Annotated in this window: 23 protein-coding genes; 22 read left to right on the forward strand and 1 reads right to left on the reverse strand. The window is 44.5% G+C overall.

Annotated features, from left to right (window positions below; translation table 11 throughout):
• Positions 1-3 precede the first annotated feature (3 nt).
• From LEPBO_RS0100425 to LEPBO_RS0100480, 12 genes are all read left to right on the forward strand, one after another.
• Positions 4-2,892, forward strand: coding sequence for a bifunctional transaldolase/phosoglucose isomerase (locus LEPBO_RS0100425; RefSeq protein WP_017285546.1), 2,889 nt, complete (start codon positions 4-6; stop codon positions 2,890-2,892).
• 31 nt (positions 2,893-2,923) lie between these two features.
• Positions 2,924-3,913 carry a phosphogluconate dehydrogenase (NAD(+)-dependent, decarboxylating) gene (gene gnd / locus LEPBO_RS0100430; RefSeq protein ID WP_017285547.1) on the forward strand — a complete coding sequence of 330 codons (990 nt, stop codon included), beginning with the start codon at positions 2,924-2,926 and terminating at the stop codon, positions 3,911-3,913.
• Positions 3,910-5,415, forward strand: a complete 1,506-nt coding sequence (gene zwf, locus LEPBO_RS0100435) for a glucose-6-phosphate dehydrogenase (protein ID WP_017285548.1) — start codon at positions 3,910-3,912, stop codon at positions 5,413-5,415. The genes gnd and zwf overlap by 4 nt, the downstream gene beginning before the upstream one ends.
• Positions 5,412-6,389: a class 1 fructose-bisphosphatase gene (gene fbp, locus LEPBO_RS0100440; RefSeq protein ID WP_017285549.1), complete on the forward strand. Its 978-nt coding sequence runs from the start codon at positions 5,412-5,414 to the stop codon at positions 6,387-6,389. The genes zwf and fbp overlap by 4 nt, the downstream gene beginning before the upstream one ends.
• 34 nt (positions 6,390-6,423) lie before the next feature.
• Positions 6,424-7,395 carry a class I fructose-bisphosphate aldolase gene (locus tag LEPBO_RS35700; RefSeq protein ID WP_017285550.1) on the forward strand — a complete coding sequence of 324 codons (972 nt, stop codon included), beginning with the start codon at positions 6,424-6,426 and terminating at the stop codon, positions 7,393-7,395.
• A gap of 19 nt (positions 7,396-7,414) precedes the next feature.
• On the forward strand, positions 7,415-7,807 hold the full coding sequence (locus tag LEPBO_RS0100450; RefSeq protein WP_239741251.1) for a PadR family transcriptional regulator: 393 nt from the start codon (positions 7,415-7,417) through the stop codon (positions 7,805-7,807).
• Between the two features lie 138 nt (positions 7,808-7,945).
• Positions 7,946-8,245 (forward strand): hypothetical protein, encoded by a 300-nt coding sequence (locus tag LEPBO_RS0100455; protein ID WP_017285552.1) that lies wholly within the window; start codon positions 7,946-7,948, stop codon positions 8,243-8,245.
• Positions 8,246-8,284: 39 nt separating this feature from the next.
• Positions 8,285-8,896, forward strand: a complete 612-nt coding sequence (locus tag LEPBO_RS0100460) for a thioredoxin family protein (protein WP_017285553.1) — start codon at positions 8,285-8,287, stop codon at positions 8,894-8,896.
• Entirely contained in the window at positions 8,893-9,585 is a 693-nt protein-coding gene (locus tag LEPBO_RS0100465) for a cytochrome c biogenesis CcdA family protein (protein ID WP_017285554.1), read from the forward strand. Before LEPBO_RS0100460 ends, LEPBO_RS0100465 begins: the two co-directional genes overlap by 4 nt.
• 12 nt (positions 9,586-9,597) lie before the next feature.
• Positions 9,598-10,197: a cytochrome b/b6 domain-containing protein gene (locus tag LEPBO_RS0100470; RefSeq protein ID WP_017285555.1), complete on the forward strand. Its 600-nt coding sequence runs from the start codon at positions 9,598-9,600 to the stop codon at positions 10,195-10,197.
• A gap of 13 nt (positions 10,198-10,210) precedes the next feature.
• Complete coding sequence (locus LEPBO_RS0100475) at positions 10,211-10,912, forward strand: molybdopterin-dependent oxidoreductase (protein WP_017285556.1); 702 nt, start codon at positions 10,211-10,213, stop codon at positions 10,910-10,912.
• Between the two features lie 272 nt (positions 10,913-11,184).
• Positions 11,185-12,291, forward strand: a complete 1,107-nt coding sequence (locus LEPBO_RS0100480; RefSeq protein WP_017285557.1) for a sensor histidine kinase — start codon at positions 11,185-11,187, stop codon at positions 12,289-12,291.
• Between the two features lie 56 nt (positions 12,292-12,347).
• Here LEPBO_RS0100480 and LEPBO_RS0100485 read toward each other — a convergent pair whose 3' ends face one another.
• Entirely contained in the window at positions 12,348-13,022 is a 675-nt protein-coding gene (locus LEPBO_RS0100485; RefSeq protein WP_017285558.1) for a response regulator transcription factor, read from the reverse strand.
• 243 nt (positions 13,023-13,265) lie between these two features.
• On the opposite strand from LEPBO_RS0100485, the gene msrB reads away from it, so the two are divergent.
• The 10 genes from msrB (at position 13,266) to LEPBO_RS0100535 (ending at position 22,860) form a co-directional block, all read left to right on the forward strand.
• Positions 13,266-13,754 (forward strand): peptide-methionine (R)-S-oxide reductase MsrB, encoded by a 489-nt coding sequence (gene msrB / locus LEPBO_RS0100490; protein ID WP_026148316.1) that lies wholly within the window; start codon positions 13,266-13,268, stop codon positions 13,752-13,754.
• 54 nt (positions 13,755-13,808) lie between these two features.
• Entirely contained in the window at positions 13,809-14,867 is a 1,059-nt protein-coding gene (locus tag LEPBO_RS0100495) for an aromatic ring-hydroxylating dioxygenase subunit alpha (protein ID WP_017285560.1), read from the forward strand.
• A gap of 303 nt (positions 14,868-15,170) precedes the next feature.
• Positions 15,171-15,968 (forward strand): SDR family NAD(P)-dependent oxidoreductase, encoded by a 798-nt coding sequence (locus LEPBO_RS0100500; RefSeq protein WP_017285561.1) that lies wholly within the window; start codon positions 15,171-15,173, stop codon positions 15,966-15,968.
• A gap of 1 nt (position 15,969) precedes the next feature.
• Positions 15,970-16,545 carry an NADPH-dependent FMN reductase gene (locus tag LEPBO_RS0100505; RefSeq protein ID WP_017285562.1) on the forward strand — a complete coding sequence of 192 codons (576 nt, stop codon included), beginning with the start codon at positions 15,970-15,972 and terminating at the stop codon, positions 16,543-16,545.
• 151 nt (positions 16,546-16,696) lie between these two features.
• On the forward strand, positions 16,697-18,259 hold the full coding sequence (locus tag LEPBO_RS0100510; RefSeq protein WP_017285563.1) for a GMC oxidoreductase: 1,563 nt from the start codon (positions 16,697-16,699) through the stop codon (positions 18,257-18,259).
• A gap of 16 nt (positions 18,260-18,275) precedes the next feature.
• The gene (locus tag LEPBO_RS0100515; protein ID WP_017285564.1) at positions 18,276-18,785 is read left to right on the forward strand and encodes a YkgB family protein; all 510 of its coding nucleotides are present in this window, start codon (positions 18,276-18,278) and stop codon (positions 18,783-18,785) included.
• Positions 18,786-18,814: 29 nt separating this feature from the next.
• Positions 18,815-19,621 carry an MIP/aquaporin family protein gene (locus tag LEPBO_RS0100520; protein ID WP_017285565.1) on the forward strand — a complete coding sequence of 269 codons (807 nt, stop codon included), beginning with the start codon at positions 18,815-18,817 and terminating at the stop codon, positions 19,619-19,621.
• 7 nt (positions 19,622-19,628) lie between these two features.
• The gene (gene egtB, locus LEPBO_RS0100525; RefSeq protein ID WP_017285566.1) at positions 19,629-20,876 is read left to right on the forward strand and encodes an ergothioneine biosynthesis protein EgtB; all 1,248 of its coding nucleotides are present in this window, start codon (positions 19,629-19,631) and stop codon (positions 20,874-20,876) included.
• A 22-nt stretch (positions 20,877-20,898) separates the two neighbouring features.
• Positions 20,899-21,969 (forward strand): VOC family protein, encoded by a 1,071-nt coding sequence (locus LEPBO_RS0100530; protein ID WP_144056115.1) that lies wholly within the window; start codon positions 20,899-20,901, stop codon positions 21,967-21,969.
• A 156-nt stretch (positions 21,970-22,125) separates the two neighbouring features.
• Entirely contained in the window at positions 22,126-22,860 is a 735-nt protein-coding gene (locus tag LEPBO_RS0100535) for a DUF2808 domain-containing protein (protein WP_017285568.1), read from the forward strand.
• Positions 22,861-23,264 lie beyond the last annotated feature (404 nt).

Here is a 23,264-nt window from a genome sequence, read left to right on the forward strand (position 1 = left end):
AGTATGACTCGATCTCTCGTACAGTCTGACAATCAGCCCATCACCTCGCTCCAGTCTCTACATTACTATGGACAATCGATTTGGCTAGATTACATTCGTCGCAGTCTCATTAACAGTGGCGAACTTCAAGAATTAGTTGATTCTGGTAAAGTTCAGGGTGTGACTTCTAATCCTGCTATCTTTCAAACGGCGATCGCTGGAAGCACTGATTATGATCAAGTTTTGAATGTGCTCGAACAGGTTCAGGATCGCGATGCATTATCAATCTACGAAGAACTTGCGATTGCTGACATTCAAGCGGCGGCTGATATTTTACTTCCAACCTACATTCGTACTCAAAAGCAAGATGGCTACGTGAGCTTGGAAGTTTCTCCCTATCTTGCTGACAAGACTGCTGAAACAATTGCAGAAGCACATCGACTATGGCAAGCGGTTGCGCGTCCTAATTTGATGATCAAAGTTCCGGCGACTCCTGAGGGAATTGCTGCGATCGAAGCACTGATTGGGAATGGCATAAATGTCAATATAACCTTGCTATTTTCTCAATCGGCTTATGAAAAAGTCGCTGATGCTTATCTGGCAGGATTAGAGAGATTTGCAGCGCAAGGAGGAAATGTCAGCCAGGTTGCGAGTGTTGCCAGCTTTTTTATTAGTCGAATCGATACTGCGATCGATGGGTTACTCAATGCTCAACTCAGCGCGAATTCAGATTCTCATACCTGCAATTTCCTAAGAGGTCTATTAGGAAAAAGCGCGATCGCGAATGCAAAATTGACTTATCGCAAGTATCAGCAGTTGTACACTAGTCCTCGTTGGCAAAAACTAGCAGAGAAAGGCGCTCATCCTCAAAGACTGCTGTGGGCCAGTACAGGCAGTAAAAATCCACACTATCGAGATGTGGTCTATGTTGAAGAGCTGATCGGAGCAGATACAGTCAATACAGTACCACCTGTCACATTGGCAGCATTTCTAGATCATGGTCAGCCTCGCTTGAGTCTGCCAGAACAGATTGAAGCAGCAGAAGCTGTTTTATTAAAGTTAGAACAGGTGGGAATCTCACTCTCACAAATTGCAGATCACCTTCTCCAGCAAGGCATAAAGCTTTTTCAAGACGCATTTGATGCACTTCTTAGTGCTGTCGCTCGAAAGCGCGAGACGATACTAGGAGATCAAATTGATCGCATGACCTATCGTCTGCCTCCTGCACTTGATGAAGCGGTTCAAATGCATCTATTTGAATGGCGGCAGAGTGGAAAAATTCGCCGTTTGTGGGCGCAAGACGCGTCACTCTGGACAGATACGGATGAAAATTACTGGCTCGGCTGGCTTGGAATTACAGATGATCAACTGGCTCATCTGGATCCTCTGAAGCAAGTTGTTCAGGCTGTGCGATCGCGCGATTTTACCCATGTTGTACTGTTGGGAATGGGCGGTTCTTCTCTTGGTCCTGAAGTGATGAAGCAGACATTTGGCAAGACTCCAAACTTCCCAGAATTGCATATACTCGACTCGACTGATCCTGCCCAAATTCGAGCAATTGAAAGCAGAATTAACCTGCCGCGAACACTGTTTATTGTCTCTAGTAAATCTGGCAGTACTTTGGAACCTCATATTTTCAAGCAGTATTTTTTCGACCGAGTGCAACAAATTGTTGGAGTAGAAGCAGCAGGACAACAGTTCATTGCCATTACTGATCCTAGTTCTCAACTTCAGCAGATTGCAATCAACGATCGCTTCTATCAAACATTCCTGGGATTACCTTGCATTGGTGGACGCTATTCTGTGCTGTCTAACTTTGGTATGGTTCCTGCTGCACTCATGGGAGTAGATATTGCAAGATTTTTACGCCTAACGGAAGAAATGGTACATTCTTGTGCGCCTTCTGTTCCTGCTGAAGATAATCCAGGTGTCGTTCTTGGAACAATTTTAGGGGTGCTTGCTAATCAAGGATACGATAAAGTTACTTTGACGACCTCTCCCAGCATTGCAAGTTTGGGGGCTTGGTTAGAGCAACTTCTAGCAGAATCAACCGGCAAGATTGGGAAAGGAATCATTCCAATCGATCAAGAGGCACTCTCTACACCTGAAAAGTATGGTAGAGATCGATTATTCATCTACATTCGCTTGGAATCTGCACCCAATTTAGCTCAAGATGCTGCGATCGCTCTTTTAGAACAATCAGGATTTCCAGTGGTCAGAATCGCAGTCGCGACTCCTGAGCATTTAGGACAAGAATTTTTCCGATGGGAAATCGCAACCGCAGTAGCAGGAGCAATTCTAGAGATCAATCCTTTTGACCAGCCTGATGTAGAAGCGAGTAAAATTGCAACAAAGCAGCTCATGCTAGACTATGAAAAAACTAGGATTCTTTCTACAGCAGAGCCGCTCACTACGCAACTAGAAATTCAGATATATTCGGCTCCACATGACAAGGATGCCTTCGCAAAAGCAGCGATCGAGAACTCTTTAACAAGCTATTTGCGATCGCATTTGAATCGGCTGAAACCTGGAGATTATTTTGCGCTCTTGGCTTACATCGAAATGAATCCTGTGTATTACGAGTGTTTGCAAGCGATTCGCCATGCAATTCGGGATGCTAAACAAGTCGCAACTTGTCTAGGCTTTGGACCAAGATTTCTCCATTCCACAGGGCAAGTCTACAAGGGTGGCCCAAATACAGGGGTATTTCTACAAATTACGAACGAGCCTGAGAATGATCTTGACATTCCTGGACAGAACTATAGCTTTGGAGTCGTCAAAGCAGCTCAAGCACAGGGTGATTTTCAGGTTTTAGCAGAACGCAATCGTCGATTACTTAGGTTGCATCTGAGCCAGAATACACAGGCAGATTTAGAGCTTTTACAGACCGCAGTACGTATCGCATTAATTTAGTTGATATTGAAGTCTTTGATAGGAGAACAGAATGCAAATTGGTGTTTTCGGGCTGGGACGCATGGGCGCAAATATTGTCCGCCGCTTGCTCAAACATGGTCATGAATGTGTGGTGTTTAATCGCAGTTTGGACAAAGTGAAGCAGCTTGTTACTGAAGGGGCGAAAAGAGCAAATACGCTTGACGAATTCGTTGAGCAATTAGCAGCTCCGCGCGTGATCTGGTTGATGTTGCCATCAGGCATTGTGACTGAAGAAAGCCTTTTAGAGGTCGCCGCAAGGTTGTCTCCTGGAGACATCATCATTGATGGAGGCAACTCTTACTACAAGGATGATGTGCGTCGAGCAAAATGGCTTCACGATCGTAGTATTCACTATATTGATGTTGGCACAAGTGGCGGCATTTGGGGGCTAGAGCGAGGCTACTGCCTGATGATTGGTGGAGAAACCTCTATCGTTCAGAAGCTCGATCCAATTTTTGCATCTCTTGCACCTGGAATCGGTAGTATTCCTCGGACTCCTGGACAAGCGCAGCTAAATTCTACAGCAGAGTTAGGGTATTTACATTGCGGTTCGCATGGAGCAGGACATTTTGTAAAAATGGTTCACAACGGCATTGAATATGCCTTGATGCAATCTTATGCCGAAGGTTTTGACATTCTACGAAATGCAAATTCTCCAGAAATCTCTGAATCTCATAGCTATGATTTCAATGTTTCTGAGATTGCAGAGGTTTGGAGACGCGGCAGTGTGGTGGGATCGTGGCTGTTAGATCTTGCTGCGATCGCATTAACTGAAAATCCATCGCTCTCTAATTACACTGGGTATGTCCAAGACTCTGGAGAGGGACGTTGGACGATTATGGCAGCGATCGAATCTGCCGTTCCAGCAGAAGTTTTGTCTGCTGCATTGTATGCTCGATTTCGCTCCAGACAAGATCATACCTTTGCTGAAAAGATGCTGTCTGCTATGCGTCAGCAGTTTGGAGGGCATGTTGAGCCAGTTGTGGAGCTATCGCCATGACGAAATCTCCCCCATCTATTCCGCCTTGTACGATCGTCATTTTTGGAGCAGCCGGAGACTTGACCAAACGCAAGCTCATTCCTGCTTTGGGAAATTTAGCAAAGGGTCATCTACTACCGGACAACTTTGCGATCGTTGGAGTCGCGCGCGCTTCCATGAATCATGAAGAATTCCGTCAAGCGATGAATTCTGCAATGCAGGAGCTTGCTCCTTACCTTGAAGCTGAGCAGCGAGATTGGTTATGCAAGCGGCTCTACTACCTCTCAGGCGAATTCAAGCAGGCTGAAACCTACGATCGACTGCAACAACTCCTGGATCAAATTGACCACACCCATCATACTCAGGGTAACTATCTCTATTATCTTGCGACTGCTCCTGAGTTTTTCTGCGAAATTATCTGGCAACTCCACTCCTTAGGACTTGTTGACGAAACAGCAGGTCAATGGCGACGTGCAATTCTCGAGAAACCATTCGGGCATGATCTCATCTCAGCCCGCGTGCTCAACCAAACTTTGAGCAAGGCTCTAAAAGAGCATCAAATTTATCGCATTGATCACTATCTAGGCAAAGAAACGGTTCAAAACATTCTCGTCTTTCGGTTCGGTAATGGCTTATTTGATCCGCTGTGGAATCATCGCTACATCGATCATGTACAAATTACCGTAGCTGAACAAGTTGGAGTCGAGAATCGAGGGGGTTACTATGATGTGACAGGGGCATTGCGAGACATGGTTCAAAACCATCTCTTTCAGTTACTCGCAATGATTGCAATGGAGCCGCCGATTTCTTTTGAAGCAGATGCAGTCCGAGATGAAAAGACTAAGCTTCTGCGATCGATTCGTCCACTTCAACCGGAAGAGGTTCTCACCCATACCGTCCGAGGTCAGTACAAAGCTGGTACTGTGCAAGACAAACCCCTAACTGCTTATCAGGATGACCCTAAAGTTGCTTCAGATTCAGTCACCGAAACGTTTGTTGCTCTGAAATTATTCATTGATAACTGGCGTTGGACAGGAGTCCCTTTCTATCTTCGCACAGGAAAAGCAATGTCGGATAGAGTTAGCGAGATCGTGATTCAGTTCAAGCAAGTTCCTCAAGTATTTTTTCGCCAAACTTCAATGGAACAACCTACACCTAACCTAATTCGACTTAGAATTCAACCGAATGAAGGGATTCATGTCCAATTTGGTGCTAAAGTTCCTGGGCCTGTGATGAAAACGGGTGCGGTTGAAATGGATTTTTGCTATGCCAAGCATTTTGGAACCTCTCCAAGTACAGGCTATGAAACTTTACTTTATGATTGTATGGTTGGAGATGCAACACTCTTTCAGCGTGCTGATACGGTTGAAATTAGTTGGGATGTGATCACACCAGTCCTGGATGTGTGGCAATCATTGCCCCCACGCAATTTCCCGAACTACACAGCAGGCAGCTGGGGACCACAGGAATCAGACGCTCTACTGCAACAGGATCAGCGACATTGGTGGGAGGTAGGGACATGATTACACAAGCAATGACCCTTGATCGATATCTTTGGCAGCAGCAAAAAGCCTTCAATATTCCAGTAGAACTCTCGATTCTAATCAGCCAGATCGGTTATACTGCAAAGATTCTAACTCGTGAAATTAGCCGTGCCGCCTTGGTTGGACAGCTAGGGTTAGTCGGAGATAAGAATGCAACCGGGGACGCTCAAAAAAAACTCGATGTTTTCAGCAATCAAACTATCATTGAAGCCTTCTCAGACACAGGGCTAGTAGCGGCTCTAGCTTCTGAAGAGCTTGAAATGGCAAAATTTATGGATTGTCGCAATCATACGCCTTATGTTCTGTGTATTGATCCGCTGGATGGCTCCTCTAACATTGATAGTAGTGGAGCCTTGGGAACCATTTTTGGTGTTTATCAGCGCAAAACTTACAATGGATGCTGTAGCGTAGAGCAAGATATTTTGCGCTCAGGCACAGAGATGGTTGCAGCAGGCTATATTCTTTATGGTACGAGTACAGTTTTGGTTTGCACCTGTGGTCATGGGGTCAATGGATTTACACTCGATACAAGCTTGGGCGAATTTTTACTCTCTCACCTGAACCTTCAATGTCCCAGTGAAAGTAAATACTACAGCGCAAATCTCAGCTATGCCCAAGAATGGCAACCTCACATTCAAAAACTCATTGTTCATCTCAATCAGCAACATACCTCATTAAGATATAGCGGTGCGCTCGTTGCAGATGTCCATCGGAGCTTGATTGAGGGCGGGGTGTATCTCTATCCATCAACTCCTGACTATCCTGATGGCAAACTCCGGCTGCTCTACGAATGTGCGCCCCTTGCTTTTATTGTCGAACAAGCTGGGGGAATGGCAATAACCGAGACAAAGCGTGTTTTAGAGCTTCAACCTCTATCAATTCATCAGCGATCGCCGTTAATCATTGGCAGCAAGGCAACTCTGACACTTTACGAACAAATGCTGCAAGCATAGACTGTAATACCTCAAACCTACTAAGGAACTTCCAATGACTCAACGCATCCAAGAGATTCTGAGTTGGTATGGTAGTGACAATCCTGGAACACTAACCAATCTCGCTCGTTTGCTCAATCACGGTAAGCTTACAGGGACAGGGAGACTCGTAATTTTACCTGTTGATCAGGGCTTTGAACATGGACCTGCTCGCAGCTTTGCGCTCAATCCACCTGCTTATGATCCGCTTTATCATTTTCAGCTCGCGATCGATTCTGGCTGTAATGCTTATGCTGCACCCCTTGGTTTTTTAGAAGCAGGTGCGCGCGAATTTGCGGGTCAAATTCCATTGATTCTCAAAGTCAACGATCACGATTTGCTTCTGAATGAAACTGATCCTGATCAAGCCATAACAGGCAGTGTTCAAGATGCCTTGAGATTGGGCTGTGTTGGAATCGGATTTACTATTTACCCAGGCTCATCTCATCGTTTAGAGATGTATGGACAAATCCGTGCTTTAGCTGAAGAAGCAAAGCGCTACGGCTTAGTTGTTATTATCTGGTCTTATCCGCGTGGAGCAGGACTGAGTAAGGCTGGAGAAACTGCGATCGATGTGACTGCCTACGCTGCTCATATTGCGGCTCAACTTGGCGCACACATTATTAAAGTTAAGCTCCCTTCAGAGCATATCGAGCAAGATGAAGCGCGTAAAATCTATCAAGCACAAAACATTCCTATTACAACGCTGGAAGAGCGAGTCAGGCATGTGGTGCAATGCACGTTTAACGGACGGCGCATTGTGATTTTCTCGGGTGGTGCGTTCGACAGCGATCATGCCTTACTCGATGAAATTCATGCTATTCATGCAGGAAATGGATTCGGTTCGATCATTGGGCGAAATTCATTTCAGCGATCGTATCCTGAAGCCTTAAAATTACTTGATTCAATCACAGAGATTTACAGCAGCACCGCGACTCATTCTGCTAATCGCCAAAGTAATGCAGCAACAACAGTACTTAAGCAGTAACATTCGTATTGATCTCCAAATGTCAAACACTCAGCAATCCCTGACCTTGCAAGATATTTATCAATTTTTTCAGGCTCCGCCAGTCATCTTTCTCAATCAGGAGCTAACAGTTTGCTATGTGCTGTCAGTGTTACTGTCAAAAGGGGAATCTTACGGGGCTGAGCTTGTCCAGAAACTTAGGAATGACCATGTAGGCTACCGACTGTCTGACACAATCTTACAGAGTTCAATACGATTTCTAGAACGTGAAGGAATGGTCGTAAGCTATTGGAAGAAGCCAGCAAAACGCGGTCGTCCTCGACGAATCTACCAAGTTGTTTCAGAAAAACAACAGAAAGCACAAGACCTTGCACAACTATGGCGAGATTATATTGAGAATAAGTCCTCTATTCTCAGCCAATTCTCAGACTAAACTCAGCAAATTTTAGGGCTATATTCATGCACAGCTTAGTTTAGTCCCCCATACTCCAAAGAGTAGCAGGTGCTTGAGTGTTTGCCATTCGAGTGAATAGCACAGTTTAGAACTTATATCATATGGGTAGTGAAAACCATGAAAACAATTGCTTCTCTGATTATTCTAGCTTCAGTGGGTATGCTTGTCGCTTGCTCCACTCCCAATAGTCAAAAGCCCGCTACAACTAACCCAGTTCAGCCTGATGCCATGAAACAAGGCGATGCCATGAAGAAAGATGGTGATGCCATGAAGAAGGATGGTGATGCGATGAAACAGGGTGATGCGATGAAGAAAGATGGCGATGCGATGAAACAGGGTGATGCGATGAAACAAGGCGATGCCATGAAGAAAGATGGTGATGCCATGAAGAAAGATGGTGATGCGACAAAGCCATAGTGTTATCAGGGCGATCAATTCTCACTTTTGGTAAGTTTTATGGGTAGAATTTTCCGGCAGCGTCGTCAGCTTCTTCTTTACTTAGGGTTGGGTGTGGTCGGTGCTGGAGCTACTGCCCTAAAACTCAAGCCTAGCCAAGACAAACAATCTTTAACTGCACAACCCATCCTAGATCCCAAGCAAGATCTTGTCAGTGTGCAAGCATCTGGCAATCCATTACCCGACTTCCAGGGAATTCAGCAGTGGCTAAATTCAACTCCACTCTCGATCGCAGATCTCAAGGGCAATGTGGTTCTGATTCAATTCTGGACATTTGCCTGTATCAATTGCCAACGAACTCTCCCATACATTACTCGATGGCATCGCCAGTATGCAGCACAAGGCTTAAAAGTCATTGGGATTCATACCCCAGAATTCGCATTTGAGCGTGAGCCTAACAATATTCGGAAAGCTATCGAAAAGCATCAAATTACCTATCCAGTTCCAGTTGATAATGAGTACAAAACCTGGAAAGCTTATCAAAATGAGTACTGGCCTCATCTGTTTTTAGCTGATCGACGTGGGTTAATGCGGTACGACCATATCGGCGAAGGTGCATATGACACGACCGAGCAGATGATTCAAACCCTCCTTAAAGAGAGAGTGTTATGAATCCATCGACCCTTTCTATTCAGATTGCAATTTTGGCAGGGATCCTCACGATCCTCTCTCCTTGCATATTGCCAATTCTTCCAGTGCTTATTGGTCGATCGCTGCAATCTCATCGCTATGGTCCAATTGCTCTAATTTTCGGTTTAGTTGGAGGATTCGCTGTAGCTGGAAGTTTACTGGGAATCAGTACAAGCTGGCTAACAGGAATTGCGAACTTCTTGAGATACACTGCGATCGCAATCTTATTAGGGCTTGGACTTCTCACCCTATGCCCAAGCTGGAGCTATACTCTTTTGAGCTATTTCCCCACTCTGAAATGGGTTCAGAATTCTCCACGCATTGGATTGTGGGGCGAATTTTGGTTGGGGACTCAGTTAGGATTGTTGTGGACACCTTGTGCTGGTCCCGTACTCGGCGGGATTTTAGTGTTGGCGGCTGTACAACATCAAGCCATGAGCGCCTTTTGGTTATTGTTGGCATATGGATTGGGAGCTGCTCTACCCTTGCTGATAATTGCTTATGGTGGGCGAAAGTTGACTCAGCACTTGTTGAACTTACGATCGCAGAGTATGACCTTGCAAAAAATTGGTGGAAGCATTGTGATTTTGAGTGCGATCGCAATCTTACTAGGTTGGGATGTGCAAGTTCAACTCTGGCTCGCACCATTTTTCCCGAAAACTTCACTGTGAGGCACTGCGATCATGGATGCTGTAAAACGCCAAAAATCTCCTCCGGCTCCTTCTCAAGCTTTACTCGCTAAGATATTCCACTGGACAAATTTGATTAGCCTGTTCATTATGCTGTTCAGTGGATTACAGATCTATAATGCGAATCCGGTGTTTGGGGGAAGAGACGGGTGGCATTTCCCTAGTTTTTTGACGCTAGGTGGATGGCTAGCAGGGGGACGGAATTGGCATTTTGCAGCGATGTGGATTTACTCACTCAATCTTTTGGGATACGGGATCTATGTTGGTTTGTCTCGCCGTTGGCAGCGTCGATATGCTAGCAGTAGTGATGTTAAAGCACTGCGCGTTAGTCAAAATGCAAAACGTAAAAATTATGCGCTGCATCGAGTAGTTTACACTGCGATCGTTCCCATTCTCATTTTGTCGATCGCATCGGGTTTAGCGATGTATAAGCCTGCTCAGTTTCACGGTTTGTACAGTTTATTTATCAATTGGCAAACACTGCGAACAATTCATTTTATTACTGTTCCAATTGTTGTTGTATTCACAGCTGTGCATTCAATTTTGGCACTCAAAGTTGGCACAATTCGGCTTGTGAAATCGATGTTTATCTAGGAGTGATCGAACGATGTCTAAACCGATTTCTCGTCGTCAATTACTCCAGTGGTCTGGATTATCCGGAGCAGGTTTATTGCTCAGCAGTTGCGGTTCAAATTTTGGGGCACAAGAAATCGGACAAGTCATTGAACCTTTGAACCAAGCGACACAATCCTTGCTACTCAGCCAAAAGCCTGTGCCTGAGTTTTCTATCCATCAAGTTGAACCTGATAAATTACTCATCAATACTTTTGATCAGACGCCAAAAATCGATCCAGCCCAATATCGATTAGAAATTTCAGGGGAAGTAAACCATCCGATGCAGTTGAGCCTTGCTAATCTCCGGTCGCTACCTTTTACTTCAATGGTGATTCAGCATGTCTGTGTAGAAGGATGGGCTGCAATTGTCCAATGGGGCGGAGTGAAGCTTCAGGATTTGTTGAAACTAGCACAACCAAAATTGAACGCCCGCTATGTTTACTTTAAGTCGGCTGATGGCTACTACGAAAGTTGGGATTTTGCCTCAGCAATGCATCCTCAAACCTTGATGGCATATCAGCATAATGGAAAACTGCTCTCAGTCGAGCATGGTGCTCCTTTACGTTTAGCTTCTCCGGTCAAGTTAGGATACAAGCAAAGTAAATGGGTGACTCAAATTATCCTCACAGCGCAACTGATGCCTCAAAAAGGATATTGGGAAGATCAAGGATACGAGTGGTTTGGAGGACTGTGAGATCAATAAAAATATATATTTAGAATTTCAATTTAAGAAGATGTTTGAAAAGTCTCAGAAATCTCTTCACTCTGGTTGCCATCTTCCAGTCTGATGCTAGTAGAACGAAGTCTACTGAAAGACTTAGAAGCCGACTATCATTATTTCTTCGGTTTATTGCAACAGGCTTCGCACAGTTAGACCTGGATTTGCAAGTCGGGACGGGTGAGGTAATCAACTTTTCAAACACTCTCTAATCTAAAACGAACTCCCTCTATATATGAGTAAAGTTGATGAATCGGCTAGGGCAGGTTTCAAATGGGCAGAACAGGCGGAAAAGGTTTGATTTCGCTTCATTGCAGTTTCGGCTTGCTGTCACTGTAATTGGAATTTGTGCGATCGCAATTGCGATCTATCAGCAATTGAGTCATTGGAGCATTCAGACTGTGCTGATGATGTACTCCGATCAGTTGACTGAAGCACAATTTCTGACGATCTCTAGTCAGTTGGTCAACCTGAGCTTGATTGTGATGATTGGAATGACGATCGCAACTTTAGCAGTAACCTGGCTCTTGTTGCGTCCCGTCAATCAATTGCAGCACTGGATACAGACCACAGCAACAAATTCCCAATCCAATCCCTTTACAACTAGAGCAATGCCAAGCGAGATTCGAGTCGTTGCTCAAGCATGGAGCGAGACGCTCAGTCAGAAAGCCGCCATCAAGCAGCAGCAGCGGCAATTTATTAGCAATGTTGCTCATGAGCTGCGATCTCCTCTCAGTGTGATTTATGGATACCTTCAGCGCACCGTCAAGCGTATTCCTATGTCTCCCAGTCAGGAAGAGAGCCTGAAAATGGTAACTGAAGAAGCAGAGCGAATGACCCTGATTCTACAAGACTTGATCGATCTTGCAAGAGCAGAGAGCTTAGATGTTTCGCTTCCTCAAGAGCCTCTGATTCTCAATGAGTTTGTGCGCAATATCGCAAATATGCGGGGTAAGTTTGATCATCCGAATATTCAGCTTGAAATTTCGCCGATTCCGATTCGCGTTCAAGCACGTCGGGATCACCTCATGCAAGTGCTAGATCACCTGATTGAGAATGCGATTCGATATTCTCAACCCGATTTACCAATTGTGATCCAGTTAACTCAAGAGAATGGTTGTGCTGTCATTCAGGTGAGCGATCGTGGCGAAGGAATTCCCCAGTCTGATCAAGTGTTGATCTTTGAACCTTTTCATCGCATTGATCCTTCGCGCAGTCGAGCCACAGGAGGAACCGGATTAGGACTGGCGATCGTCAAAATTTTAGTTGAGAAAATGGGTGGAACGCTTTCCCTTGATTCTGAACCCGGCATAGGTACGACCTTCATTGTTACGTTACCCATGCTACGAAATTGAGCAAAGAGGATTGATTATGATTCATTGACTATGATTCATTGACTATGATTCATTGACTATGATTCTCGGATAACATAGCCCACTCCACGTACGGTATGAATGATGCGTGTTTCACCTTGCTGCTCGAGTTTTAATCGCAAGTACCGAATGTAGACTTCAATCACGTTTGAATCCCCGCCAAAATTGTATCCCCAGACGTTTTCCAAAATCTGCTCTTTCGTAAAAACCTGTTGAGGATTCTGCATTAAGTAAGCGAGAAGATCAAATTCTTTGACCGTTAAATCGATTAAGCGATCTCCCCGTAACACTTGATGAGTCAGTCGATCCAATTTTAGCTCACCTACTTGCAAGATATTTTCATACACTTCTTGAGTTCGGCGAAGATGAGCACGAATTCGTGCGAACAGTTCTTCTACACTAAACGGCTTTGTAATATAATCATCTGCTCCAGCATCTAGTCCATCAACTCGGTCTTCTACTTCATTTTTTGCTGTCATCATGATGATTGGAATCTTGATTCCTGTGGTTCTCAATCGGCGGCAAAGTTCTATCCCAGACAGTCCCGGTAGCATCCAATCCAGAATGGCAAGATCTGGCAGAGATTGCCGTGCAATAGCAAGTCCAGTCATCCCATCGTGGGCTGTACTGACCTGATATCCTTCATTACTTAGCTCAAGTGAAATAAATTGTGCAAGTGCAACTTCATCTTCGACTAAAAGAATATGCGCCATAGCGGTAAACAATAAGCTGCTATCACTAGGAATTGAGCATAGAATATAAGCCTGAGCTATATCTGAAAGAATTCTGAAAACAAGCTGAGAAGCTCTAATTAATCTGAACTCTGTCGCCGCTTTTTACGCTCAAATATTTATTCTCATTGTTTTCTCAGGCAAGCTTTATCGAATTTAAACCTTCACTTCAGAAGTTTCTCAGTCCTGAATAGTTCAATGTACGAATCCCCGAACGACCGAACGATGAAGAGACGATATTTTGTGCAAGCAGGTTTAGCGCTTGCAGGAACCGTTTGGGTATCCCATACCCTCCGCCAGAATCCAAAAAATATGCCAGAACGCTCATTTGAAATCATCAAAACTGAAACAGAGTGGCGCAATCTGCTAACACCAGAGCAGTTTTATGTCCTCCGCAAGCATGGCACAGAACGAGCAGGAACAAGCCCACTTGATAAACAGTACAGCAAGGGAAGCTATGTCTGTGCTGCCTGTAAACTTCCGCTCTTTACTTCAGAAACAAAATTCAATAGTGGAACAGGGTGGCCCAGTTTTCACACGCCGATTGCAAATGCGATCGCGACATCACCTGATTATACGATTTCTATTGCTCGCACAGAAGTTCATTGTCGTCGCTGTGGTGGGCATCTGGGGCATGTATTTCAAGACGGGCCTCGACCTACAGGTAAACGCTATTGCATCAACGGAATTGCATTAGATTTTATTGCAGGATAGTCCTGATAGACGACCTGACTACCACAGACAAACAATCGTATTCTTAACAAGAGCATGATAGAGCTTACACCTGCACTGTCAGAACACAGACTCAAAGGGCAAGTGCGCGAGATTGGCATCAACCCCAACTACTGGTATGCCGTAGCCTGGGCACATGAGATCAAGCCTTTGCAAATCCTTGCAATCACACTCTGGAATCAAGAGCTTGCTATCTATTGTGATGATCAAAACATTGTGAGAGCGGTAGAAAATCGTTGCCCACATAAAGGAGTAGCATTGCATCGGGGTGTTGTTCAGAGAGATGCGATTGTTTGTCCTTATCATGGCTGGAAATTTCAAAATGGACAATGCACTCACATTCCATATTTTCCAATTGATCAGAAGTTGCCGACTGCTTGTTTGAGAACTTTTCCTGTTCGAGAACAGTACGGTATTATTTTTGTTTTTCCAGGCGATCCAGCCCAAGCAGATCAGATTCCTCTCCTAGACATTCCGCAATATGCAAATCCCAACTGGTTAATGATTCCAGTGAGCGCACATTTTAATGCTCACTACACGATTTGCAATGAAAATACGATGGATGTTTTTCACGGATATCTGCATCGAAATCTACAGGGATGGTTTGATCCCGTATTGCTCAAGTTGGAAGAAGCAGAAGCTTCTGTCCGAGCCGATTATCGGGTATCATATCGAGGAGCGATCGCAAGATTTTTAGGATTAAATGATACTTCTAAAGTGATCACTCGAACGATTTCAGTAAATTATCAATATCCTAACTACATCAATTCTCTGCAAGATTTGTCTTACCTCTATCTGATGCGATCGCCGATCTCTCAACACGAAAGTCGTTCATTCTCACTTCTGTTTGTTAACGTTCGCCTCCCAAAATGGCTCATTGCCCTATTACAACCTGTGCTAGAGCGTGTAATTCGCAACCGTCTATTTATGAGATTTTTAGCACAAGATATCGCAATGATTGAGAGTGAGTATGAGAACTATTTACGCGATCGTTCTCGACGATATGTAGAGGTAAATCCTGCAATTATTGCTCTACAAAGGGTGATGATACGCCAGTATAATTTTTCCCTGGATTGCAGCACAGGGGAATCTTGACTGTCTGGATCGAGGAATCGGTTCTTGCATCTTGGATTATGCCGAATCTGAGCGAGAAGTCAGGTGCATCGGTATTTTACAACGATTTAGCGATCTAGATAATCGGGATACAAATTTACTCTGACACTACCGTGGCTTGGAGACTGAATGTGAAGCCTTCCAATATGAGAATCTGCTGAAAATCACCTAAGAATTTTTTCATTAAAATGTTAGCAATTTAAGCTGGAGTTCTTAGATAGAACTCATCTTTCAGCTTCTTCTCTCAGTCACAATGAATGACATTGTTGATTGAGGAAGTAAGATATGCGACTTGATGGAAAAGTTGCTTTAGTTACAGGCAGCAGTCAAGGGATTGGGCAAGAAATTGTTCTACATTTAGCAGCAATAGGAGCAGATGTGGTAATCAACTATCGATCTCATCCAGAAGGCGCTCAAGAAACGCTAGAAAAAGTTAATGCGATCGGAGGAAAGTGCTATCTTGCGGAATGTCCGCACTCACAAGCGTATTCAATTCAAGCTGATCTCGGTAATGTTGACATGGTGCGAGAATTGATTACTGAGAGCATTGAGCATTTTGGCAAGCTAGATATTTTGGTCAACAATGCTGGAATTGAGAAACATGCTCCCTTCTGGGAAGTTACGGAAGCAGAGTATGATGCGGTGATGAATGTTAACTTGAAAGGCGTTTTCTTTGCTACGCAAACTTTTGTGCAGCATTTAATCGAAACAAACCGTCCTGGGAAAGTCATCAACATTAGCTCTGTCCATGAAGAATTGCCCTTTCCCAACTTTACAGCTTATTGTGCTAGTAAAGGCGGAATGAGAATGATGACTCGTAATCTAGCAGTTGAGCTAGGTGCGCTTGGGATTACGATTAACAATGTGGCTCCTGGTGCGATCGAGACTCCGATCAACACACAGCTTTTGAACAATCCTGAAAAATTACAGGCATTGCTGAACAACATTCCATTAGGGCGGTTAGGGCACCCTCAAGATGTTGCATCTTTGGTCGCATTCTTGGCATCTGAAGACGCAAATTACATTACGGGCAGCACATTTGTGGTCGATGGTGGATTGCTTTGGAACTATCAGGAGCAGTAGTATGCGCAAAGCGTTATTTATTCCCGTAATTTTGGGGACATCTCGGCAAGGTCGTCAGAGTGAATTGGTTGCTCGATTTGTGGTGGAGCAAGTTGCCGCTAGAGACGGAGTTGAGACTGAGTTAGTTGATATTCGCACGATTGCGATCGCAGTTGATGATGCAGGTGAATCAATCAAAAATTCTCAGTTCTCCGCCACGATGGAACGTGCTGATGGATTGATCATTGTTGTTCCAGAATATAACCACGGCTATCCGGGTTTGTTGAAACATGTATTGGATACTTGCCTCAAGGAATACATTCACAAGGCTGTAGGATTGTGCGGAGTTTCAGCAGGTGCATTTGGTGGAACAAGGGTGATTCAGAACCTGCTGCCTGTGATGCGTGAGCTTGGATTAGTGACAACTTTCTATGATCTAAATTTTAGTAATGTTCAATCTTTGTTTGATGAAATGGGTCATTTGATTGATGAAGCGACTCAGATTCGTCGGCTCGATCGCTTTTTAGATGAATTGGTGTGGATGTCAACAGTATTGCGATACGGACGGCAAAACCCATTGAATGCAATGGAGGAATAAACTCAACAGATTAGTTGCCAGATTTAACGGTGAAGCAATTGAGAGTGGGAGATGCGATTGTTTCTTTGCATTTCTACCAGGAAGGTGAACAGACGCGATGGCAGGTGACTCAGTTAGAGGATGAACTCACGGTTAAAATAAGGTAAGAACTATGACAACTCAAGCTCATTATGATGTCATTATCATCGGTACAGGAGCAGGCGGAGGCACACTTGCACATCGTCTTGCTCCAACCGGAAAAAAGATCTTAGTGCTGGAACGAGGCTCGTTTCTACCGAGAGAAAAGCAGAACTGGGATACGATCGAGGTTTTTCACCACGATCGCTATCACACTAAAGAAGTTTGGCGAGATCAAGACGGGCAAGCCTTACATCCTGGAACAGGTTACTTTGTCGGGGGCAATACAAAAGTCTACGGTGGAGCGCTGTTTCGGTGGCGCGAGCGTGATTTTGACCAAGTTCAACATCAAGGAGGCATTTCGCTAGAATCTCCTCTAAAGTATCGCAATTTTGAACCTTACTACACTCAGGCAGAAGCACTCTATGAAGTGCATGGACAGCATGGGCTAGACCCAACCGAGCCACAGGCAAGTCAAGACTATCCTTTTCCAGCCATTCAACACGAGCCGCGAATTCAAGAGATTCATGATGCGCTACAAGCAAAAGGATTGCACCCGTTCTATCTTCCGCTAGCCATTAAACTCAATGAAGCAAATCGCCATTTGAGTTCTTGCATTCGTTGTGATACTTGCGATGGGTTTCCTTGTTTAGTCAATGCGAAAGCAGATGCAGAGATCAATTGTGTACGTCCTGCGATCGATCGTACTGAGAATTTAACCTTACTCACTTCAGCGAAGGTACTCCGTTTGCATACAAGTCCATCGGGTCGAGAAGTCACAGCTGTTGAGGTCGATGTTGCAGGTCAAATCCAGATGTTTTCTGCAGATATTGTTGTTGTCTCTTGTGGTGCAATTAACTCTGCGGCTCTGCTACTACGATCTGCGAATGATCAACACCCAACTGGATTAGCGAATCGTTCTGATCAAGTTGGACGGAATTTTATGAGGCATCAGAACGGTGCGATCGTTGGATTGACGAAAAAGCCAAATCCAACTCAATTTCAGAAAACCCTAGCTGTGAATGATTTTTACTGGGGAGAAGCAGGATTTGACTATCCAATGGGTCATATTCAACTGCTCGGCAAGGTCAATGCTGACATGATTGCACTAGATTCTCCGAAGATTGCTGGAGTTTCATTTCAAGATCGCGAAGTCTTCGCATCGCTTGCCAGTCATTCTGTAGATTGGTGGCTCACAGCAGAAGATTTACCCGATCCGAACAATCGTGTACAGGTGAAAGGAGACAAGATTCATCTGAGCTACAAAGACAATAACACGGTTGCATTCGATCGATTATTACATCGCTGGACAGAAGTTTTGAAATCGATTGATTGTGGCGATCGCTTTTTACCTTGTTCGTTCTACTTCCGTAAAAAAATCCCACTTCAAGGAGTCGCGCATCAATGTGGAACTTGCCGCTATGGAGAAGATTCACAAACCTCTGTGCTGGATATCAACTGTCGAACTCATGACGTGGACAATTTGTATGTTGTCGATGGTAGCTTCTTTCCGGCTAGTGCTGCGGTCAATCCAACTCTGACAATCATTGCGAATGCCTTGCGGGTAGGAGATCACTTGATTGATCGATTGAGATAAATAAGGAGAATTAAAAATGGCAACGACAAATGATCGAAAAGCAGTTAGCCGACTTCTAGAACTCATTGGGCTTGCTCTGATGCGGTATGGAATCGTGCTGATTTTATTTTGGATCGGCTTGATGAAGTTTACACCTTACGAAGCGAATGCAATTAAGCCACTTGTAGAACATAGCCCATTCATGAGTTGGATGTATCGCGTTATCAGTGTTCAGGGAGTGTCTAATCTGATTGGTGTGATTGAAGTTGCAACTGCGGTCTTGATGGCATTGCGCTCGTGGTTCCCGATTGCTTCTGTCGTTGGCAGTGGGATGGCAGTGGTTACCTGCTTGTTAACTCTGAGCTTTTTATTTTCTACACCAGGTTGGGAACCGACACTCGGATTTCCGGCTTTATCAGTTGTACCGGGACAATTTTTACTCAAAGATATCTTGCTCCTGGGCGGTGCAGTTTGGTCATTGGGAGAATCTCTGCGGGCAGTGAAGGGTGTTCGTCACAGCGATCGTGAATTGCAGAGAATCCGATAGCACTGAGGCAGCACTTAGAGAGTCTAACCATGATCAATACAATTCGTCGTCACTATCCTGAATATTTGATGGAAGCAGCAGGATTAGGGATTTTCATGGTTGCTGCTGCGGTGATTACAGCAGCAGTCGTACATCCTAGTTCGCCGATCTCTCAGATCGATCCGTTACTTCAGCGATCGTTGATCGGAATTGGCATGGGACTGACGGCAATTTCGCTGATCTATTCTCCCTGGGGAAAGCAATCAGGCGCACATTACAATCCTGCGGTGACGTTAACGTTTCTCCACTTAGGTAAAGTGAAGCCGAAAGATGCATTTTGCTATGTCATTGCTCAATTACTAGGTGGATCACTCGGAATTTTAATTGCAGCAAAACTATTGGGGAACGTGCTCTCACATCCTTCAGTTGACTACATTGTGACAATTCCAGGAACTCAAGGAGCAATCATTGCGTTTTTTGCTGAATTGGTCATTTCTTTTGGGTTGATGATGACTGTTCTCACAGTGTCGAATACAGCACGACTCGCACGATGGACAGGACTCTTTGCAGGAGCTTTGGTGGCGACCTATATCATAATCGAGGCTCCATTATCCGGGATGAGTATGAACCCTGCTCGAACCATTGCTTCTGCAATTCCGGCAAACAATTGGACTGCGATTTGGGTTTACTTAACCGCACCGATTCTTGGGATGTTTTTAGCTTCTGAGATCTATGTGCGAATCAAGGAACAGCAGGCCGTTTGTTGTGCCAAACTTCATCACCAAAATCACAAACGCTGCATTTTTAGATGCGGATTCAAAGCTCAGAAATTGAGCGATCAACTACCAGACATCTGAATCTCTTATGCTTTCTCAACTTAAACCTCAAACCGCACTCCTCGATCGCTATCAGTCTGTACGTCGAGTCAGTGAACAGATCTGTCAACCTTTAGCGATCGAAGACTACATCCTGCAAGCGATGCCTGATGTCAGTCCTCCAAAATGGCACTTAGCACATACCACTTGGTTTTTTGAAACTTTTCTACTGGTTCCATATTTGCCAGGTTATGAAGTGTTTCATCCCCAGTTTAACTATTTGTTCAATTCTTACTACGAAGCAGTGGGAAGTCGTCACCCGCGACCTCAAAGAGGATTACTCTCTCGTCCAACAGTCGAAGAGATTTATCGTTATCGCGCTTATGTGGATCAAGCAATGGGATTATTTTTGCAGGAATTTGCAGAAGTACCTTTGGAGTCTTTGATTCTACTCGGCTTACAGCATGAGCAACAACATCAAGAATTGCTGCTCACGGATATTAAATACAATCTCGCACTCAATCCACTGCGTCCAGCTTATCGATCAGACCTTTCTTTGTCTGCATCTACTACTTCAAAAATGGGTTGGTTGAGCTACTGCGGGGGAATTTATACGATCGGGCATGAAGGCGAATCCTTTGCGTTTGATAATGAGTCTCCACGTCATTCGGTGTATCTACAAGACTATGAGCTAGCCGATCGATTAGTTACAAATGGAGAGTATCTAGAGTTTATCCAAGCAGGTGGATACAATCGGCCAGAATTTTGGCTTTCTGATGGTTGGGCAACTATGCAAGCAGAGCGATGGTCTGCGCCTTTATATTGGGAACAGATGGATGGGACTTGGTGGATCATGACACTTGCAGGATTGCGTCCTCTGGACAGCAATGAGCCTGTGTGTCATGTGAGCTTTTACGAAGCAGATGCTTATGCGCGTTGGGCAGGGAAAAGACTACCCACTGAAGCAGAATGGGAAATTGCAGCAAGACAGGTTGCAATACAAGGAAATTTCTTGGAGAGTGGACGATTGCATCCTTCTGGAACGAAAGGCATGACTCGACCTGATCAGATATTTGGTGATGTGTGGGAGTGGACACAGAGCGCTTATCTTGCTTATCCAGGATTTCAGCCTGCAAAGGGAGCTGTTGGAGAGTATAACGGGAAATTTATGTGCAATCAGATGGTGCTACGAGGTGGCTCATGTGTTACGCCTCAGAGTCATATTCGCCCTAGCTATCGCAATTTCTTTCCAGCGTCAGCTCGCTGGCAGTTTTCAGGAATTCGACTTGCTCAGTAAGTTCAACATCTTGATTTGAATCATGAAGACTACAACTCATAGAAGAATTCGATACATGCTGCTTGCTTGTTTTACAGTGTTTGCGATCGCAATTTCTCCTTATCAGCAAGCCTATCCACAAGTAGTATTTCAGGCTGCTCAACGTGCTGCTCAATCTCAGCAACCTGTGCTAGCAGTCGAATCTATTGGAATAACAGTTTCTGATATGGATAAAGCTGTCTCATTCTACTCTCAAGTTTTGCCCTTTCAGAAAATTTCGGATGTAGAAGTTCTGGGTTCAGACTATGAACAACTTCAAGGGCTATTCGGGATTCGGATGCGAGTCGTCAAAATGCAACTGGGCGATGAAGTGCTTGAACTTACAGAGTACCTCACACCCAAAGGTAAACCTATTCCGATCGATTCCCGGAGTCACGATCGCTGGTTTCAACATATTGCGATCGTGGTCAACGACATCGATAAAGCATATCAGCACCTACGAAAATATAAAGTTCAACATACTTCTACTGCTCCTCAACGGATTCCAGATTGGAACAACGCAGCGGCTGGAATTCGTGCCTTCTATTTCAAAGACCTGGATGGTCACAATCTAGAACTCATTTACTTCCCTCCAGGAAAGGGCAATCCGAAATGGCAAAAGTCTACGAATCAGCTATTTCTAGGGATTGATCATACTGCGATCGTCGTTTCCAATACTGCAAATAGTTTGAGCTTCTATCGAGATCTGCTTGGTCTAAAAGTAGCAGTAGAAAGTATGAACTATGGAACAGAGCAAGCACATCTGAACAATGTGGAAGGAGCGAGATTGCATATTAGTGGATTAAGAGCGCCGACTGGAGTGGGAATTGAATTTTTAGAATACTTGGAGCCGCGTGATGGTCGATCACTTCCTATAGATACTCGACCCAATGATTTACTCAGTTGGCAAACAACTTTAGTCGTGAATGATGTGAAAGCGATCGCGCAACAACTAAAGCGATCTCAGCTTGTTTCTTCCAATGTTGTAACGATCCCAGAGCAGACTTTGGGGTTTAAACGAGGATTACTGGTTCGCGATCCAGATGGTCATGTGATGCGCTTGGTTGAAAAATAGTTACTCATTCTCATCTTTTTCTCAGTAAACGTTTATCTAACTCAAGCTTCTCTTCAGACGACTCTCAGACAGACAGCGTTTAATCATACTCAAGCTTCAAGTCAATCCCGAATTTGACGAGGCGCAATCTACTTCTAATTTTATGGAGATTTGATCATGCTATTTCAGAAATTGGCAATCAGTACAATGTTCGCGATCGCTACAGCAGTCAGCACACAATCTTCAGCTTTTTCTCAAACAACGTTCAAGAACCCGACTCATCCCTACCTTTCGGAAATCGGCACTGCTCAAACAACTATCTCGCATCAACCCTCTCAGAGCCAATTTAAGAATTCCACCCACCTCAGATTGTCTGAAATTGGCACCTCTAGCTCGATGCAGTCTCCGATGACCCAAATGGTCGAGGCTCCAATGAGCCAAGCTCCACTGAACAATGGACAAACTTACTTCTCTCATTCCCCTCAGTTAGTTCGTGTTCATGCTTCTCAAACCCAAGCCTATACTCCATCGACCTATGAGTTTACTTTGACTGTTCCTGCTAATGCTGGACAGTCTTTGAAAGCAGTTCGGATTGCTCAAGAACGAAATTTGGGCACAGTGAAATTTGATGCGAGCAGAAGTAAAGCATTTGCAGGAGAACGATTTGCAGCAGGAGCGGAGATTCCTCTGGCAAGTGTCGGTGGTGAGAAGCCTGCTCCTGGGGAAGCTACGATCGTATTTGATCAACCCGTACAGCCTGGTAGCACAGTGACGGTTGCACTTGAAGCGAAGGCTAATCCAGAATTTGGAGGCGCTTATGAATTTGGAGTGACCGCATTTCCGGCAGGAGACAACGGGGTAGGTCAATTTTTAGGTTTTGGACGAATCAATCTCTATAGTGGTGGTGAATAGATATGATTTGAGACAAGTGCTTAACTGAAGCTCTGCTGATCGCGATCAGCAGAGCTTTCCAGGCATCATTTAGCCCTCATTCTGTACGAAAGCTCATTTGTTGTGATAGCGATCGTCGTGGCTAAAAACCAGTGAATAAAGATTTGCTGAAGAAATATAAATGCACTTCAATAAACGCAGCTATTATCCAAACTGCCGATCTGGATAAAATGCCGTACAGGGGTGTTACACAGATCCCTGTCTGCCTAATCATTCAATTCTGGGATGTTATACAGATCTTCGTCTGTACAATGTGCTGATTTAGGGCGTTATACAGATTTGCGTTCGGATAACGTGCTGAATGTAGAAAGAGCTAGATCTGTCTAAAAATAATTTCGACGTACACCTCTAAACTACGATTCAAC

The sequence above is a fragment of the Leptolyngbya boryana PCC 6306 genome (genome assembly GCF_000353285.1).
GTDB lineage: Bacteria > Cyanobacteriota > Cyanobacteriia > Leptolyngbyales > Leptolyngbyaceae > Leptolyngbya > Leptolyngbya boryana.

Bases quoted from the DNA above. Each gene is read 5' to 3' on its own strand.
- LEPBO_RS0100425 (WP_017285546.1), top strand. From the start codon at position 4: ATGACTCGATCTCTCGTACAGTCTGACAATCAGCCCATCACCTCGCTC.
- gnd (WP_017285547.1), top strand. From the start codon at position 2,924: ATGCAAATTGGTGTTTTCGGGCTGGGACGCATGGGCGCAAATATTGTC.
- zwf (WP_017285548.1), top strand. From the start codon at position 3,910: ATGACGAAATCTCCCCCATCTATTCCGCCTTGTACGATCGTCATTTTT.
- fbp (WP_017285549.1), top strand. From the start codon at position 5,412: ATGATTACACAAGCAATGACCCTTGATCGATATCTTTGGCAGCAGCAA.
- LEPBO_RS35700 (WP_017285550.1), top strand. From the start codon at position 6,424: ATGACTCAACGCATCCAAGAGATTCTGAGTTGGTATGGTAGTGACAAT.
- LEPBO_RS0100450 (WP_239741251.1), top strand. From the start codon at position 7,415: ATGTCAAACACTCAGCAATCCCTGACCTTGCAAGATATTTATCAATTT.
- LEPBO_RS0100455 (WP_017285552.1), top strand. From the start codon at position 7,946: ATGAAAACAATTGCTTCTCTGATTATTCTAGCTTCAGTGGGTATGCTT.
- LEPBO_RS0100460 (WP_017285553.1), top strand. From the start codon at position 8,285: ATGGGTAGAATTTTCCGGCAGCGTCGTCAGCTTCTTCTTTACTTAGGG.
- LEPBO_RS0100465 (WP_017285554.1), top strand. From the start codon at position 8,893: ATGAATCCATCGACCCTTTCTATTCAGATTGCAATTTTGGCAGGGATC.
- LEPBO_RS0100470 (WP_017285555.1), top strand. From the start codon at position 9,598: ATGGATGCTGTAAAACGCCAAAAATCTCCTCCGGCTCCTTCTCAAGCT.
- LEPBO_RS0100475 (WP_017285556.1), top strand. From the start codon at position 10,211: ATGTCTAAACCGATTTCTCGTCGTCAATTACTCCAGTGGTCTGGATTA.
- LEPBO_RS0100480 (WP_017285557.1), top strand. From the start codon at position 11,185: ATGAATCGGCTAGGGCAGGTTTCAAATGGGCAGAACAGGCGGAAAAGG.
- LEPBO_RS0100485 (WP_017285558.1), bottom strand. From the start codon at position 13,022: ATGGCGCATATTCTTTTAGTCGAAGATGAAGTTGCACTTGCACAATTT.
- msrB (WP_026148316.1), top strand. From the start codon at position 13,266: ATGAAGAGACGATATTTTGTGCAAGCAGGTTTAGCGCTTGCAGGAACC.
- LEPBO_RS0100495 (WP_017285560.1), top strand. From the start codon at position 13,809: ATGATAGAGCTTACACCTGCACTGTCAGAACACAGACTCAAAGGGCAA.
- LEPBO_RS0100500 (WP_017285561.1), top strand. From the start codon at position 15,171: ATGCGACTTGATGGAAAAGTTGCTTTAGTTACAGGCAGCAGTCAAGGG.
- LEPBO_RS0100505 (WP_017285562.1), top strand. From the start codon at position 15,970: ATGCGCAAAGCGTTATTTATTCCCGTAATTTTGGGGACATCTCGGCAA.
- LEPBO_RS0100510 (WP_017285563.1), top strand. From the start codon at position 16,697: ATGACAACTCAAGCTCATTATGATGTCATTATCATCGGTACAGGAGCA.
- LEPBO_RS0100515 (WP_017285564.1), top strand. From the start codon at position 18,276: ATGGCAACGACAAATGATCGAAAAGCAGTTAGCCGACTTCTAGAACTC.
- LEPBO_RS0100520 (WP_017285565.1), top strand. From the start codon at position 18,815: ATGATCAATACAATTCGTCGTCACTATCCTGAATATTTGATGGAAGCA.
- egtB (WP_017285566.1), top strand. From the start codon at position 19,629: ATGCTTTCTCAACTTAAACCTCAAACCGCACTCCTCGATCGCTATCAG.
- LEPBO_RS0100530 (WP_144056115.1), top strand. From the start codon at position 20,899: ATGAAGACTACAACTCATAGAAGAATTCGATACATGCTGCTTGCTTGT.
- LEPBO_RS0100535 (WP_017285568.1), top strand. From the start codon at position 22,126: ATGCTATTTCAGAAATTGGCAATCAGTACAATGTTCGCGATCGCTACA.